The following is a 13,709-nucleotide window of genomic DNA, read 5'->3' as shown; positions in this document are numbered from 1 at the left end:
CAATGAAAAGTCGTCTGCTCGCCTCAATTCTTCCCGTGGTCCTTCTGGCCGGCTGTGGCGACAAGGCCGACGACAAGGCGGCTGACGACGCCATGGACCCGGCAACCGAACAGGCTCTCAACGACGAGCTGATGACGGATCCCGATCTGGCCGACCGTAACGAAGCCAATGCCGCACTGTCCGGTACCGGCAATGCGGCGATTCCCAATATCGACAAGTCGCCCCGTGCGATCGATGCCGCGCGCACTCGCGCCGCCGAACTGGTCGGTGGACGGGGCAATCTGGTCTCTCCGCCCACCGCCAAGACTCTGGGCGCCAATGCCGCGCCCAGCAGTGCCATGGTCGCCGCTGCGCGCGCAGCCGTCGCGCCGGGGGGCGAAAATTGCGGCGAGAAGGTGAATTACACATCGGCCTGGGCCGCCAAACTGCCCGCGGCCTTTCCGGTCTATCCGCGCGGCAACACCCAGGAAGCCGCCGGCACCGACGAAGGCAACTGCGCGCTAAGGGTCGTCTCCTTCCTCACGCCGGTCGCCCTCGATGAGGTGCTTGCCTTTTACTATACCCGTGCCCGGGGCGCAGGCTACAATGTCGAACACGTCACCGCTGCAGGCGACAACATTCTTTCGGGGACGAAAGGCAATTCGGCCTATGTCGTATACGGCCGGCGTCTAGCGCAGGGTGTAACCGAGATCGATCTGGTTACAACCGACTGATCACAATCAGCTGCTTTTGAGGCCCAGACCTATGCTGGCGCGCGGCTGTTCCATTTCATTGCTAGCTACTGGATAGGCGCAATAATCGGCGGCGTAGAATGCCGCCGGGCGATGATTGCCCGACAGGCCCACACCGCCGAACGGTGCAGCCGACGAAGCTCCGTTGGTCGGGCGATTCCAGTTGACGATACCGGCGCGGATCTCGCTCCAGAACGTTTCGAAGTCTTCGGGCCGCCCACCGACGAGCGAGGCCGACAGGCCGTAGCGCGTATTGTTCGCTTCCTCGATCGCCTCTTCGAAGGTGCCGACGCGGATCACCTGAAGCAGGGGGCCGAACAATTCGATGTCGGGCCGCTCATGAATGTCGGTGGCATCGAGGATCGCGGGGGAGAGGAAGGGCAGGTTTTCGTCGGGCCGCTTCATATGCATGATCGGCTTGCCGCCCCGGCTCATCAGGGCGACGAAACTTTCGGACAGAAGGTCGGCCGTTCCATTGTCGATCACGCAACCCATGAAAGGCTGCGGGTCGGCAAAGGGTTCATCGACGATCAGCTTTTCCGCCAGCGTCTTCACCGCCGGCACGATCTTGTCGAACATGGAATCGACCACGATCAACCGCCGTGCGGCGGTGCAGCGCTGGCCGGCAGTCGTGAAGGCCGATTGCACGATGGTCGCCGCGGCATCGTCGATCTTGGGGGTATCCAGCATCACGATCGGATTGTTGCCGCCCATTTCCAGCGCCACGATCTTGCCGGGGTCGGTGGCAAGCTTGCGATTGATCGCTATCCCCGCACGGGCCGAACCGGTGAACAGCACACCGTCGACCATCCAGTGTTCGACCAGGCCCTGTCCGACCTCGACCCCGCCATGAATGCACTGAATCACGTCTTCGGGCACCTTGGCTTCGTGGAAGCAGCGGGTCAGGAATTCGCCGACGGCGGGCGTTTTCTCGCTCGGCTTGAAGATCACCACATTGCCCGCGATCAGCGCCGGTACGATATGGCCGTTCGGCAGGTGTGCGGGAAAGTTGTAGGGGCCGAGGACCGTCATCACGCCATGCGGTTTGTGCCGCACCGCCGCCTTGCCCTGCAGCGCGCTGTCGAGCTTCTTCTGCCCGGTACGATCGGCATAGGCGGTGATCGAAATCTCCACCTTGCCGATAACCGCTTCGACTTCGGTGCGTGCTTCCCATAGCGGTTTGCCGGTTTCGCGCGCGATCAGCTCGGCAAAAGGCTCCGCGTGCTTGCGGACCTGATTGGCGAACCGGCGCATCAGTTCGATCCGGCGTGCCAAAGGTTCGCGTGCCCAGCTGCGCATTGCCGTTCTGGCACGTTCGACCGTCCGATCGACGTCGCCGGATGTGCCGCGCCAGATTTCCCTGCCTGTCGCGGGCTCGGTTGAGACCAGTTCGGTCGCCATTTCGGTAGAATTTCCTCTCTGGGGCGCGAAGTGGGCCCTAAGTGGGAGGTTAGACGCGCCGCGTCAATTCAAGTCCTTGTCCGGCACCGATTAATGACCTGCCGGAAACGGTGGTTCGCCGTGCGCTTCGCCCATTCGCCGCAAAGCGGCGATCTTTTCTTGTAGAGGTTGCCAGTCGTCTTTTTCGGCAATGGCCGCCCAGATGGTTTCGACCTCGTCGATCAGCATCGATTCCGGCCGCTCGTCGTTCCAGTAGGGATGTTCGCCGCCGACCGGTTCGAAGTTCCGCAGTGCGTCGGCGAGTTCGCCTTCGGCACGTCGCCCTCCACGATGGGAGAAGAAAAACTCATCGGGCGCAATGCCGCTCTCGACCATGTCTTTCTCGCATGCGGCAACCAGCGCAGCATTGGCCTCCGCATCATTGCTTTCCAGCCCCATTCGCCAGCACCAACGCTTGCCGATCGTCTCCATGTAGAGCGGCCCGAAGCGTTCCATCGCGGCAATCAGCGGGGGCGCGTCGGCAAGCAAGCGCAAGGCGATGGCGAACTGTCCGCAATTCCAGTTCAGCGCTTCGGGCTGGCGTCCGAAGGCGTAAAGGCCCTGGTGGTCGAAATAGGCGGCCGTGAAGGCGGGGTCCCATCTGGGCAGAAAGCGCCACGGACCGTAATCGAAGCTTTCGCCGGTGATGTTCATGTTGTCGGTGTTCAGCACGCCGTGCACGAAGCCCGCCACCATCCAGCTTGCGGCAAGATCGGCCATGCGTTCGACGACCAGGTGCATCAGCCGGACTGCAGGCTCGTCGCGATCGGGGGCGTCCTCCGGCGGCGGCGGTCCGGGGAACTGCGCGAGGCAATAATCGACCAGCGCCGCCATATGGTCCCTCTCTTCGATGGCGAGCAGGCGTTGGAACGTGCCGATGCGGATGTGTCCGTGGCTGAGGCGCGTCATGACCGCGGAACGGGTCGGGCTGGGCTCGTCGCCGCGCCACAGTTCTTCGCCCGTTTCCACGACGCTGAAAGTCTTGGAGGTGTAGACGCCCAGCGCCTCCAGCATTTCGGTGGCGAGGATTTCGCGCACCGCCCCCTTGAGTGTCAGCCGCCCGTCGCCCTCGCGGCTCCACGGGGTCTGGCCGGAACCCTTGGTGCCGAGATCGAGCAGACGGTTCGCGCCATCGCGCATCTGCGCGTAGAGAAACCCTCGTCCGTCGCCGATCTCCGGATTGTAGACGCGGAACTGGTGGCCGTGATAGCGCAGGGCCAGCGGGTGGGAAAGATTGCCGTCCAGCGGCTCGAAGCGCCCGAAATGCCTGAGCCACTCATCGTCCGACAATTCGGCGAGGCCTACACTCGCAGCATGCCGATCGTTGCGAAACCGCAGCTGCGTCTTGGGAAAGTCCGCTGGCTCGACCGGATCGGCCAGCCAGTCGGCCAGGGATTCGATCGGTGTGTCGGGGCGATAGCTCACGGCTTGCGGTTCGGCGCGCATGCGGCGATAGTGGGCGGCAAGCCGGCCCGATACAAGGGCACCTACGCCAAGCCACCAAGGTTTTCGCCGCCAGACATGGACAACAGCTTTACCGACCGCCACTGGCAGAGCGCCGACGGTCTCACCCTCCATTTTCGCGAATATGGCAGCGCTGGCGACCGCCCGCCGGTCATCTGCCTGCACGGGCTCACGCGCAATACCCGCGATTTCGAGGATCTCGCTCCGCACATCGCAAAACAGGGCTGGCACGTGCTGGTGCCGTCCATGCGGGGGCGGGGGGACAGCGATTATGCCGAAGAGTCCGATAGCTATCAGGTCGGCACTTACACGCTCGATCTGCTGGCACTGCTCGATGCGGAGAAGATCGACAGCTTCGTATCCATCGGCACGTCGATGGGCGGTTTGATGACGCTGGCGCTGGCCGCGTTGCAGCCCGGCCGCATTGCGGGGGCGTTGCTGAACGATATCGGGCCGGTGCTGGAGACGGCGGGCCTCGATGCGATCAAATCCTATATCGGGCAGGGCCGCAGCTTCCCGACCTGGATGCACGCCGCCCGCGCGCTGGAGGAAGTGCACGGTGCCGCTTTTCCCGGTTTCGGAACCGAGGACTGGATAGCCATGGCCAAGCGCACGCTGACGCTGTGCAATAACGGCCGTATCGCCTTCGATTACGACATGAAGATTGCCGAGCCGATCATGGCTGCCGACGAAGCGGCGGTGCCGCCGGATCTGTGGCCGGCATTCGATGTGCTGGCTGCCAAACCGCTCGCCTTGCTGCGCGGGGAGCTGTCGCAATTGCTGTCCGCGCAGGCCTTCGAGGAAATGCGCCGCCGTGCGCCCGAAGCCATTGCCGCGACCGTGCCGCAGGTCGGCCATGCGCCCACGCTCGACGAGCCCGAGGCGCGGACCGTCGTCGATGAGCTGCTGGCGCGCTGCGCATGAGCCGGGCGCGGGGCGGGGCGGTGCCGCATATTCTCCATCTGCAGTCGACCTTCGCCCCGGGCGGCAAGGAATTGCGCACGGTTCAGCTGATCAACGCCTTCGGAAAGAAGGCGCGGCATACCATCGTATCGGGAGAGCCCGAGCAGCTCGGTGCCGCGGATCGTATAGCCAAGGGTCTGGATATACGGCTGCAACCCGAGTTTCCGAGCCTGAAAGGACGGCCGCTCCCCGGTCGATTGCAAAAGCTTGCCCGGGCGATGAAGGGTTACGACCTCGTCTGTACCTATAATTGGGGGGCGATGGACGCAGTCATGGCGCACACGCTGTTCAAGGACCTTCATGCCCTTCCGCCGCTGATCCATCACGAGGACGGCTTTGACGAAAGCGAGCTGAAAAAGCTCAAGACGAGCCGCACCTGGTACCGCCGGGTTGCGCTGGGCAAGGCGTCCGGATTGGTCGTACCATCGGAGCGGCTCGAGGAAATCGCGCTGGTCGACTGGCAACAACCGCTGGGCCGGGTGAAACGCATTCCGAACGGGATCGACACCAAGGCCTTCGCGATGCGCCCCAAGACGGATGCGCTGCGTCTGATCAAGCGTCCGGGCGAATTCTGGGTCGGCACGCTGGCCGGGCTCCGTACCGTCAAGAACCTGCCGCGACTGGTGCGCGTATTCACCGAACTCGCGGAAAACTGGCAGTTGGTGATCCTCGGAGAAGGGGAGGCGCGCAATGCCATCCTGGCCGAGGCCGATCGTCTGCAGATAAATCACCGCGTGCACCTGCCCGGCGCCGTGGCCGATCCCGCGCGTGTGATCGGCCTGTTCGACATCTTCGCCCTGTCGAGCGATTCGGAACAGTTCCCGCTTTCGGTGGCGGAAGCGATGGCGGCAGGTCTGCCGATAGTTGCCCCCGCGGTTGGCGACATCGCCAACATGGTCGCCGAGCGGAACGAGGAGTTTATCGCGCCACCGGGAAACGAGGACGAATTGCGCATGGCACTGGTCCAACTCGCCGTTTCGAAGGAGTTGCGCAAGGAAGTCGGCGAAGCCAACCGTGCCAAGGCCGTGGCGCAGTTCGACGAGGCGAAGATGGTCGCGACCTATCGGCGGCTCTACTCGAGTGCGATGAAAATCGAGCTCTGACACGTTTCAGCCGCCGTTCACCCGGACGGGGACAGGCTTTTGCGACCATTGCCCTGATGCGCGCCTGTCCTTAAAGAGCCGCGCAAACCGATATCTATTCAGATGGAGCCCGGCCCTGTGGCCCTGACACCCAAAAACGAACTTTCCCGCGAAGACAAGCGTAGCCGGCAGGAAAACGCCCAGCAGGAAGCGCTGCTTCGCGAAGTCGACGATGCCGTGCGCCAGGGCGATACGGAGGAATTTCTGGACAAGTGGGGCAAGCCGCTTCTCGGCTTGCTGGTTGCCGCGCTGGTTGCCTTTGGCGGCTATCTCTATTGGCAAAGCCGGCAGGAAGCAGCGATGGAGCGCGATTCCGAAGCGCTGGTCGGCGCGCTCGACCAGATTCAGTCCGGCAATGTGGATTCCGCTTACGACCGGCTGGAAGAACTCGCCGGAAAGGATGGCGGAGGTGCAGCGGTCGCAGCAGCGATGATGCGCGCCGGCATTGCCGAACAGCGCGGCGACACGGCGGAAGCCTCGACCATTTTCAAGAGCGTTGCGGGTAATGACAGTGCCGCCCCGGCCATGCGCGACCTTGCGCGCCTGCGCGATGTCACGCTCAATTACGACACGATGGAGAGCGCCGAAATCGTCGCGGCGCTCAAACCGCTCGCGACGCCCGGCAAGCCGTATTTCGCCAGCGCGGGCGAACTCGTCGCCCATGCCTATCTCGACCAGGGTAAACGCGCCGAAGCGGGCGCGCTGTTCGCGCAGATCGCAAAGGACGAGGACGGACCGGAATCGATCCGTTCGCGCGCTCGCCAGATGGCCGGCGTGCTGGGCGTCGATGCGATCGAGGACGTCGATGCGCTGCTCGAAGAGCAAGGGATCGAACGCGAGGATGCCGACGGTGATACCGCCGCGGCAGAAACCGAATAAACACGGCGCTGGATTGCCGAAAAGACACGGAACGAGGAAACAGATGAACTGCAAGAACCTCTCGCGCACCGCGTTCGTCGCGGTACTGGCGGCCGGCCTCGGCGCCTGCAGCGGCGGCCTTTTCGGCGGTGGGGACAAGAAGGTGACCCCGACCATGGGTGAACGCCAGCCGATCCTGTCGCGTATCGAAACCGGCGCGAAGGTCGATCCGGCGCTGGCGGATGTCGCGGTCGTCCTCCCTCCCGCCCGCGTGAACGAGAACTGGGTGCAGGCTGGCGGCAATGCCGCCAAGTCCTATGGCCATCTCGCGCTGGCCGAAGCGCCGACCCGCGCATTCGCAGTCAATGTCGAAGGCGCAAGCCAGCGTCGTCGGCTCGGTGCCTCGCCGGTCGTGGGCGGCGGGATGATGTTCGCGGTCGGCGGCGACGGAACGCTTACGGCCTTCGATGCGCAAACGGGCGCGCGGCGGTGGGGCTACAATCCCGGCGTCGAAAGCGAGCTCAAGCCATCGGCTTTCGGCGGGGGCGCCAGCTACGACAACGGTAAGGTCTATATGACCGATGGCGTCGGCGATGTCGTCGCGCTGAACGCGACCGACGGTTCGGTCATCTGGAAGGTCAAGCCGTCCGGCCCGTTGCGCGGCTCTCCGACGGTCGCCTTCGGTTCGGTCTTCGTGATGACGCAGGACAATCAGATTTTCGCGCTGAACGCCACCAACGGCGAAATTCAGTGGCAGGAATCGGGCTCGTCGACCCAGGCCGGTGTTTTCGGCGTGGCCGCTCCGGCAGCGGGACAAGGTACGGTGATCGCCGGCTATAGCTCCGGCGAACTGAACGCGTACCGTTACGAAAACGGCCGCACATTGTGGGCGGACGCTCTGGCGCTGACGTCGATTTCGACGCAGGTCGGGTCGCTGACCGATATCGATGCGGACCCGATCATCGACAATGGCCGTGTCTATGCGCTCGGCCAGGGTGGCCGTATGGCGGCCTACGAACTGGTCACCGGCCAGCGGATCTGGGAGCTCAATCTCGCCGGCATTTCGACCCCGGCCATTGCAGGCGAATGGATCTTCACCCTGACCGACGATGCCCGTCTGCTCGCGATCGCCCGGGCCACCGGCAAGGTGCGCTGGCTGACCCAACTGCCGCGCTGGCGCGACGAGGAAGACAAGGAAGGCCCGATCTTCTGGTCCGGACCCGTGCTGGCGGGGAACAATCTGTGGGCGGTCAGTTCGGAAGGGCAGGTCTACCGGATCAGTACGGGCGAGGGATCTGCAAGCGAGTTCACCGATCTCGACCAGCCGGTCTCGCTGGCGCCGATCGTGGCCAACAACACGCTGTATGTGCTCGACGATAGCGGCCGAATCACCGCATTTCGTTGATTTTCATGCTAGCATGATCGCCGTGTTAACCAATCGGGGCTAACGAGGGGCGGTCATGAGCGCGACGGAGCAAGCACCCCCCGCACGGCCGGAGAGCGATGTCTCTTCGACCGTGGGTCTGGTAGGCCTTGCCGGGCTGGTTGCCTGGGTCGCCTTCGCACGCTGGTTTCCCGACATCGCCGAAGCCTTGGGCTGGGCCGTTCCGCGCGACACGCTGGGGGGCAGGAATTCGGCCCTGTTCGGTCTGCTGGCGGCAGCGCTGCCGATGGCCGCCTGGTCGATTCTGGTCGACAAGGTGCATCTGAGGCCTTCGACCGGGCTCGACTGGTCGCTTGTCCGTACGCGCAGGCCCGATCGCAGCGTGACGTGGATCAAGCTTGCCGGGCTGTGGGCCACATGGGCGATCATAGCCGGGCTCTATTGCCTGTGCCGCTGGTACTGGGACGGGCAATACCTCTTCTCGATGCAGGTGCTGGGATACTCTGCGATCCCGCTGGTTGCGCTGTCCATCCCCTATGTTTTCTGGATCGACCGCGCGCTGGTAAATCCGCGCGATCAGGCCTGGCATTTCGGTGCGCTTCTGCTCATGCGCCCGGGCTGGGACATGGACGAGGTCGCGAAGCACTGGCGCGCCTGGATCATCAAGGCTTTCTTCACCGCCTTCATGATCTCGATCATTCCCTTTGCCTTCCGCACGATCGTCACGGCCGATTTCGCGGAGATCGCCGCCCGGCCCGAACGGATCGCGCTGACGATCATCGAGGCGATGTTCATGATCGACGTGATGATCGGGACGGTGGGCTATATCGTCACCATGCGGCCGCTCGATGCGCATATCCGCTCGGGCAATCCATTTCTGGGCGGCTGGATCGCAGCATTCATCTGTTATCCGCCTCTGGTCTGGGGCATCCTCGGTGGCGGCAAGGCAATCAATTACGAACACAATACGGCAGGCTGGCTGCATTGGCTGGCGGGTCATGATACGCTGATCGCATTGTGGGGCGCGCTGCTGGTGTTTCTGACGGGGATCTATGCCTGGGCGACCTTCGCTTTCGGCCTGCGCTTTTCGAACCTGACCTATCGCGGCGTGCTCACCAATGGGCCGTACCGGTTCACCCGGCATCCCGCCTATGTCTCGAAGAACCTCTTTTGGTGGTGCGCCGTGCTGCCGTTTCTGGTGACCACGGGCTCCCCTGTCGACGCGATCCGCAACTGCTTCTTCCTGGCGGTGGTCAACGGCATCTATTTCTGGCGCGCCAAGACGGAAGAAGCTCACCTCCTGGCGGAGGATCGGAAATATCGCGACTATCACGCATGGATGGCTCAGAACGGCTTGCTCACGGCCCCGCTGACACGATTGTGGAACCGGGTAAGGCCGCGATCGGCGCTGGCCGGTCAGCCCGCGGAATAATCAGCCGAGCGGCTGGCCCTCGTCGGTTTCGTAGATGCGCAGTTCGCTCGACTTGGGCGGGTTGGCGGCCATGAGCTTGCGGAATTCGGCCATATGGGCGGAGTTGCCATGCGCCTCCAGCGCGTCGCGGTCGCGCCAGCGTTCGAGCACTACCAGAGTATTGGGATCGGCGAGATCGCGCGCGAATATGTAGTCGATACAGCCGTCTTCGGCGCGGCTGGCCTGCATCATCCTGACGGCCGCCTCAAAAGTTTCCTCGTTAACGTCGTCGCCCATGGTGATGGTGCCGTTGATCTGGATCACTGTCGCTTCTCCCGCTTCTCAAAAACTGTATTTGTAGATGCGGCCGATATCGCCGCCCCATTCACCCTTGTAACGGTCGAGCAGGACCTGCGCGGGAACCTTGCCGCTGGCGACGATCTCATCGAGCGTTTCGAGAAAGCCCGTCTCGTTGTCGCCCGAAGTGTTGAGCCGTGCCCGTGAAGCGAGGCCGGAGCGGGCGATGGCAAGAACGTCCTTGGCCAGATCGTGCAGCTTGCCCCCGCCGGGAACGGGCGCGTCGAGCGCCAGCTTCGGGACGGCGTTGCGCAGTTCCTCGCGCTCTTCCATCGTCCAGTGCTTGACGAGATCCCATGCCGCGTCGAGCGCGGTCTGATCGTAGAGCAGGCCCACCCAGAAGGCGGGCAGGGCGCAAATGCGGCTCCACGGCCCGCCATCCGCGCCGCGCATTTCCAGGAAGCTCTTCAGCCGAACCTCGGGAAAAGCGGTGGACAGGTGATCCCACCAGTCGCTCTGCGTCGGTTTTTCGCCCGGCAGGACCGACAGCTTGCCCTCGAGGAAATCGCGGAAGCTGAGGCCCGCCGCGTCGATATATTTCCCGTCGCGGAAGACGAAATACATCGGCACGTCGAGCATGTAGTCGACCCAGCGTTCATAGCCGAAGCCGTCTTCGAACACGAAGGGCAGCATGCCGGTGCGGTGCGGGTCGGTATCGCTCCAGATATGGCTGCGATAGGACAGGTAACCGTTGGGTTTCCCTTCCGTGAAGGGAGAATTGGCGAACAGCGCGGTGGCCAGCGGTTGCAGCGCAAGGCTGGTGCGGAACTTGTGCGCCATGTCGGCTTCGGACGAATAGTCGAGATTGACCTGGATGGTGCAGGTGCGCAGCATCATGTCGAGGCCCAGATTCCCCACGCGCGGCATGTGCCGCAGCATGATGTCGTAGCGGCCTTTCGGCATGATCGGCAGTTCTTCGCGTGTCTTGTCGGGCCACATGCCGAGGCCGAGGAAGCCGACGCCGAACCGTTCGCCCACCTGCTTGACCTGATCCAGGTGACGCCCCGTTTCCGCGCAGGTCTGGTGCAGGTTTTCGAGCGGTGCGCCGGACAGTTCGAGCTGCCCCGCGGGTTCGAGGCTGACCGTACCGTCCTCGCCGCGCATGGCGATCACCTTGCCGCCTTCTTCGACCGGTTCCCAGCCGAACTCCTGCAAACTCAGCAGGATATCGCGGATGCCGCCGGGCTCGTCATAGGACAGTGCACGATGTTCCTTGCGGCAATAGACGAGCTTTTCATGCTCGGTACCGATCCGCCAGGCGTCTTTCGGCTTTTCGCCTGCCGCCATCGGGGCGACCAGCTGATCGCGCGATTCGATGATGGGATCGTCCTTGGCGGATGTGTCGCGCGTGCTCATGCTGGTTGCGATAGGAAACCGAACCTTGCGTGGAAAGGAAATTATTCTTCGCCGATCCAGTCGCCTGCCTCGGCCATCCAGACGGCGATTCCGGCTATCGCGGCCGTTTCGCCGCGCAGGATACGCGGGCCGAGGCTGATCGCGACCGAGGCTGGATGGGCGCGGATCGCGGCGCGTTCGGCGTCGTCGAAACCGCCTTCCGGGCCGATCAGCAGCGCTGCAGGGCCTTCGGCGTAGCAGAAGGCGTCGGCGGCAGGCTCGCCGCCTTCCTCGTCGGCGAAGAACAGGTGCCGTTCCTGCGGCCAGTCCCTTAGCATCGCCTCGAGTTTAACCACCGGCGCGATTTCCGGTAGAGCCGTGCGTGCGCACTGTTCGGCCGCCTCGGTGACGATAGTGTCTGCGCGATCGGCATTGAGTTTGTCCGCGACGCAGCGGCGCGTGATCACCGGCGCAATGCGCGCCACGCCCAACTCGGTCGCCTTTTCCAGAACCAGGTCGAACCGGTCCTTCTTGAGCAGGGCAGGGCACAGCCAGAAATCGGGCACCGGCTCGCGCGGGCGCAGATGCTGCTGCGGTTGGAGCAGGACATGGCGTTTGCCCACCTCGATCGCTTCGGTCGCCCATTCGCCGGTGATGTCGTCGCACAGGATTACCGTGTCTCCGGGCGAAATACGCATGACCTTGACGAGATAGTGCACCCGATTTCCTTCCACCTGCACGGGCTGGCCCGACACCAGTTCTTGCTCGATGAACAGGCGAGGTGCGGATTTGGGCGGCCAGGCGGGCGTTGCAGGCATGGCTTTGCAGGTGGCACGCCTGCGGTTAGGGAGCAAGCGATGAGCGATACCGCCACGCCAGAGATCGTGCCAGACAGCGAGCATCGCGGCCTTGTCGCGCGTTTGCCGCAGGTGCCGCGCGACTTGGCTCAGTTGGCGCGCTTCGATCGACCGATCGGCTGGTGGCTGCTGTTCTGGCCTTGCGCCTGGGGCGTCTGGCTGACCGGCGCCGGATGGCAGGTCGAACTGGTCGCATGGCTGCTGCTTGGCAGCATTGCGATGCGCGGGGCCGGCTGCGTCTATAACGATATCGTCGATGCCGATCTCGACCGCAAGGTCGTCCGCACGGCCATCCGGCCCGTGGCGAGCGGACGGATTTCGAAGAAACTCGCCTGGGGCTGGCTGTTCGCGCTGTGTGCTGTCGGTCTGTTGGTGCTGTGGCAATTGCGCCCTCTGGCGCAGGGCGTGGCGCTTGGCAGCATCGTGCTGGTTGCGGCCTATCCCTTCATGAAGCGCATCACCTGGTGGCCGCAGGCATGGCTCGGCATGGTCTTCACCTGGGGCCTGCTGGTCGGCTGGACCGAGCTTCGCGCCGACAATTGGGACGCGCTGGCCGCCATGTATGCCGGTGCCGCGCTGTGGGTCATCGGTTATGACACAATCTATGCGATGCAGGATCGCGAGGACGATGCGCTGGTCGGCATACGCTCATCCGCATTGCGGCTCGGCGGGCATGTGCAGGCGGGCGTGGCGCTGTTCTATACCGCAGCCGTGGGGCTGTGGGCGCTGGCGTTCTGGCTCTACCGTGCCGATTGGGTCGCGCTGCTGGCGCTTCTTCCCGCAGCCGGGCACCTTTTATGGCAGGTAGCGACGCTCGATGGCGACGACCCGGCCAACCCGCTCGACCGCTTTCGCGCCAATCGCTGGACCGGTGCGCTGGTCGCGGCTGCGTGCTTCGTCGTGGGCAACGCCTGATTCATGCGGATTGCGCTGTTCGAGCCCGAAATTGCGGGAAATGTCGGCAATGTCATGCGTCTCGGCGCCTGCATGGGGGCGGGGATCGACCTGATCGAGCCGCTGGGTTTCCCGTGGGACGACAGGCGCGTGCGCCGCGCCGCCATGGACTATATCGATCATGTCGAGATCGTTCGGTACGCGAATTTCGACGTCTTTCGCGAAGCGCGCAAGGATATGCGGATCGTGCTGTTCACAACGCGGGCGACGCAATCCTCCTACGATTTCGCCTATCGGCCCGACGACGTGCTGTTGTTCGGCAAGGAAAGCGCCGGCGTGACCGATGCGGTTCGCGCCGCGGTGGATGCGAGCGTGCGCCTGCCGATGCGGGCGGAGGTGCGATCGCTCAATCTCGCCACCAGCGCTGGGATTGCTTTGGGTGAAGCATTGAGGCAGACGGGGACGCTGCCTGGTTGAATCCCCGTCGTGGACAACTTCCAGACGTGAATTGAGCGACTCGGCAACGCCTTCTTAACCTCGTCGCCATGACGGATACCTTCGCCGCTCTTTCGGACCCCACACGCCGGCTCCTGCTGGACCGGCTGAGCGAGGAGGGCGGGCTGACCCTGTCCGACCTCGCGGAGGACCTGCCGATGACGCGGCAGGCGGTGGCCAAGCACCTCGCCGTGCTCGAAGCGGCCGAACTGGTCGCTTCGGAGCGCGACGGGCGCTGCAAGCGGCACTATCTCAACCCGATGCCACTGGCGAAAATGGCGCGCCGCTGGCTGGGCCGGTTCGAGGAAGTTCCGCTGGCCGCAATGGCCGGGTTTCATGGCGCCTCAGGCGGAGTGCATGCGGCGCGAACATAGGTTC

Annotated in this window: 14 protein-coding genes; 9 read left to right on the top strand and 5 right to left on the bottom strand. The window is 63.9% G+C overall.

Going from position 1 to position 13,709, the window contains the following annotated elements:
* The first annotated feature begins 2 nt into the window (after positions 1–2).
* Complete coding sequence (locus K3174_RS10970; protein ID WP_221558317.1) at positions 3–713, top strand: hypothetical protein; 711 nt, start codon at positions 3–5, stop codon at positions 711–713.
* Positions 714–719: 6 nt separating this feature from the next.
* Here K3174_RS10970 and astD read toward each other — a convergent pair whose 3' ends face one another.
* A complete protein-coding gene (gene astD / locus K3174_RS10965) occupies positions 720–2,132 on the bottom strand; it encodes a succinylglutamate-semialdehyde dehydrogenase (RefSeq protein WP_221558316.1) in 1,413 nt (470 codons plus the stop codon).
* Between the two features lie 90 nt (positions 2,133–2,222).
* Positions 2,223–3,617, bottom strand: coding sequence for a protein adenylyltransferase SelO family protein (locus tag K3174_RS10960; RefSeq protein ID WP_221558315.1), 1,395 nt, complete (start codon positions 3,615–3,617; stop codon positions 2,223–2,225).
* 9 nt (positions 3,618–3,626) lie between these two features.
* Between K3174_RS10960 and K3174_RS10955 the strand changes: the two genes are divergently transcribed.
* From K3174_RS10955 to K3174_RS10935, 5 genes are all read left to right on the top strand, one after another.
* Entirely contained in the window at positions 3,627–4,559 is a 933-nt protein-coding gene (locus K3174_RS10955) for an alpha/beta fold hydrolase (RefSeq protein ID WP_345719630.1), read from the top strand.
* Positions 4,556–5,701, top strand: a complete 1,146-nt coding sequence (locus tag K3174_RS10950) for a glycosyltransferase family 4 protein (RefSeq protein ID WP_221558314.1) — start codon at positions 4,556–4,558, stop codon at positions 5,699–5,701. The genes K3174_RS10955 and K3174_RS10950 overlap by 4 nt, the downstream gene beginning before the upstream one ends.
* Before the next feature lie 117 nt (positions 5,702–5,818).
* The gene (locus tag K3174_RS10945) at positions 5,819–6,619 is read left to right on the top strand and encodes a tetratricopeptide repeat protein (protein ID WP_221558313.1); all 801 of its coding nucleotides are present in this window, start codon (positions 5,819–5,821) and stop codon (positions 6,617–6,619) included.
* A gap of 43 nt (positions 6,620–6,662) precedes the next feature.
* Entirely contained in the window at positions 6,663–8,003 is a 1,341-nt protein-coding gene (locus tag K3174_RS10940) for an outer membrane protein assembly factor BamB family protein (RefSeq protein WP_221558312.1), read from the top strand.
* Positions 8,004–8,058: 55 nt separating this feature from the next.
* On the top strand, positions 8,059–9,414 hold the full coding sequence (locus K3174_RS10935) for a methyltransferase family protein (RefSeq protein WP_221558311.1): 1,356 nt from the start codon (positions 8,059–8,061) through the stop codon (positions 9,412–9,414).
* On the opposite strand, the gene K3174_RS10930 is transcribed toward K3174_RS10935, so the two are convergent.
* Genes K3174_RS10930 through K3174_RS10920 form a run of 3 tightly spaced genes read right to left on the bottom strand, consistent with a single transcriptional unit; the run spans position 9,415 to position 11,903 of the window.
* On the bottom strand, positions 9,415–9,717 hold the full coding sequence (locus K3174_RS10930) for a putative quinol monooxygenase (protein ID WP_221558310.1): 303 nt from the start codon (positions 9,715–9,717) through the stop codon (positions 9,415–9,417).
* An 18-nt stretch (positions 9,718–9,735) separates the two neighbouring features.
* On the bottom strand, positions 9,736–11,106 hold the full coding sequence (locus K3174_RS10925; RefSeq protein ID WP_221558309.1) for a glutamate--cysteine ligase: 1,371 nt from the start codon (positions 11,104–11,106) through the stop codon (positions 9,736–9,738).
* A 41-nt stretch (positions 11,107–11,147) separates the two neighbouring features.
* Complete coding sequence (locus K3174_RS10920; protein WP_221558308.1) at positions 11,148–11,903, bottom strand: 16S rRNA (uracil(1498)-N(3))-methyltransferase; 756 nt, start codon at positions 11,901–11,903, stop codon at positions 11,148–11,150.
* Positions 11,904–11,942: 39 nt separating this feature from the next.
* Here K3174_RS10920 and ubiA point away from each other — a divergent pair, with 39 nt between their 5' ends.
* The 3 genes from ubiA to K3174_RS10905 all read left to right on the top strand — a co-directional run bounded on the left by ubiA (position 11,943) and on the right by K3174_RS10905 (position 13,705).
* A complete protein-coding gene (ubiA, locus tag K3174_RS10915; RefSeq protein ID WP_221558307.1) occupies positions 11,943–12,857 on the top strand; it encodes a 4-hydroxybenzoate octaprenyltransferase in 915 nt (304 codons plus the stop codon).
* A gap of 3 nt (positions 12,858–12,860) precedes the next feature.
* On the top strand, positions 12,861–13,313 hold the full coding sequence (locus K3174_RS10910; RefSeq protein WP_221558306.1) for a tRNA (cytidine(34)-2'-O)-methyltransferase: 453 nt from the start codon (positions 12,861–12,863) through the stop codon (positions 13,311–13,313).
* Positions 13,314–13,381: 68 nt separating this feature from the next.
* A complete protein-coding gene (locus K3174_RS10905) occupies positions 13,382–13,705 on the top strand; it encodes an ArsR/SmtB family transcription factor (RefSeq protein WP_221558305.1) in 324 nt (107 codons plus the stop codon).
* The last annotated feature ends 4 nt before the right edge of the window (positions 13,706–13,709 follow it).

Origin of the sequence: Qipengyuania qiaonensis (assembly GCF_019711515.1) — a bacterium.
In the GTDB taxonomy this organism is placed as follows: Bacteria; Pseudomonadota; Alphaproteobacteria; order Sphingomonadales; family Sphingomonadaceae; genus Qipengyuania; species Qipengyuania qiaonensis.
Note: the sequence above shows the minus strand (reverse complement) of the source record. Positions and strands in the feature narration are given on the sequence as shown.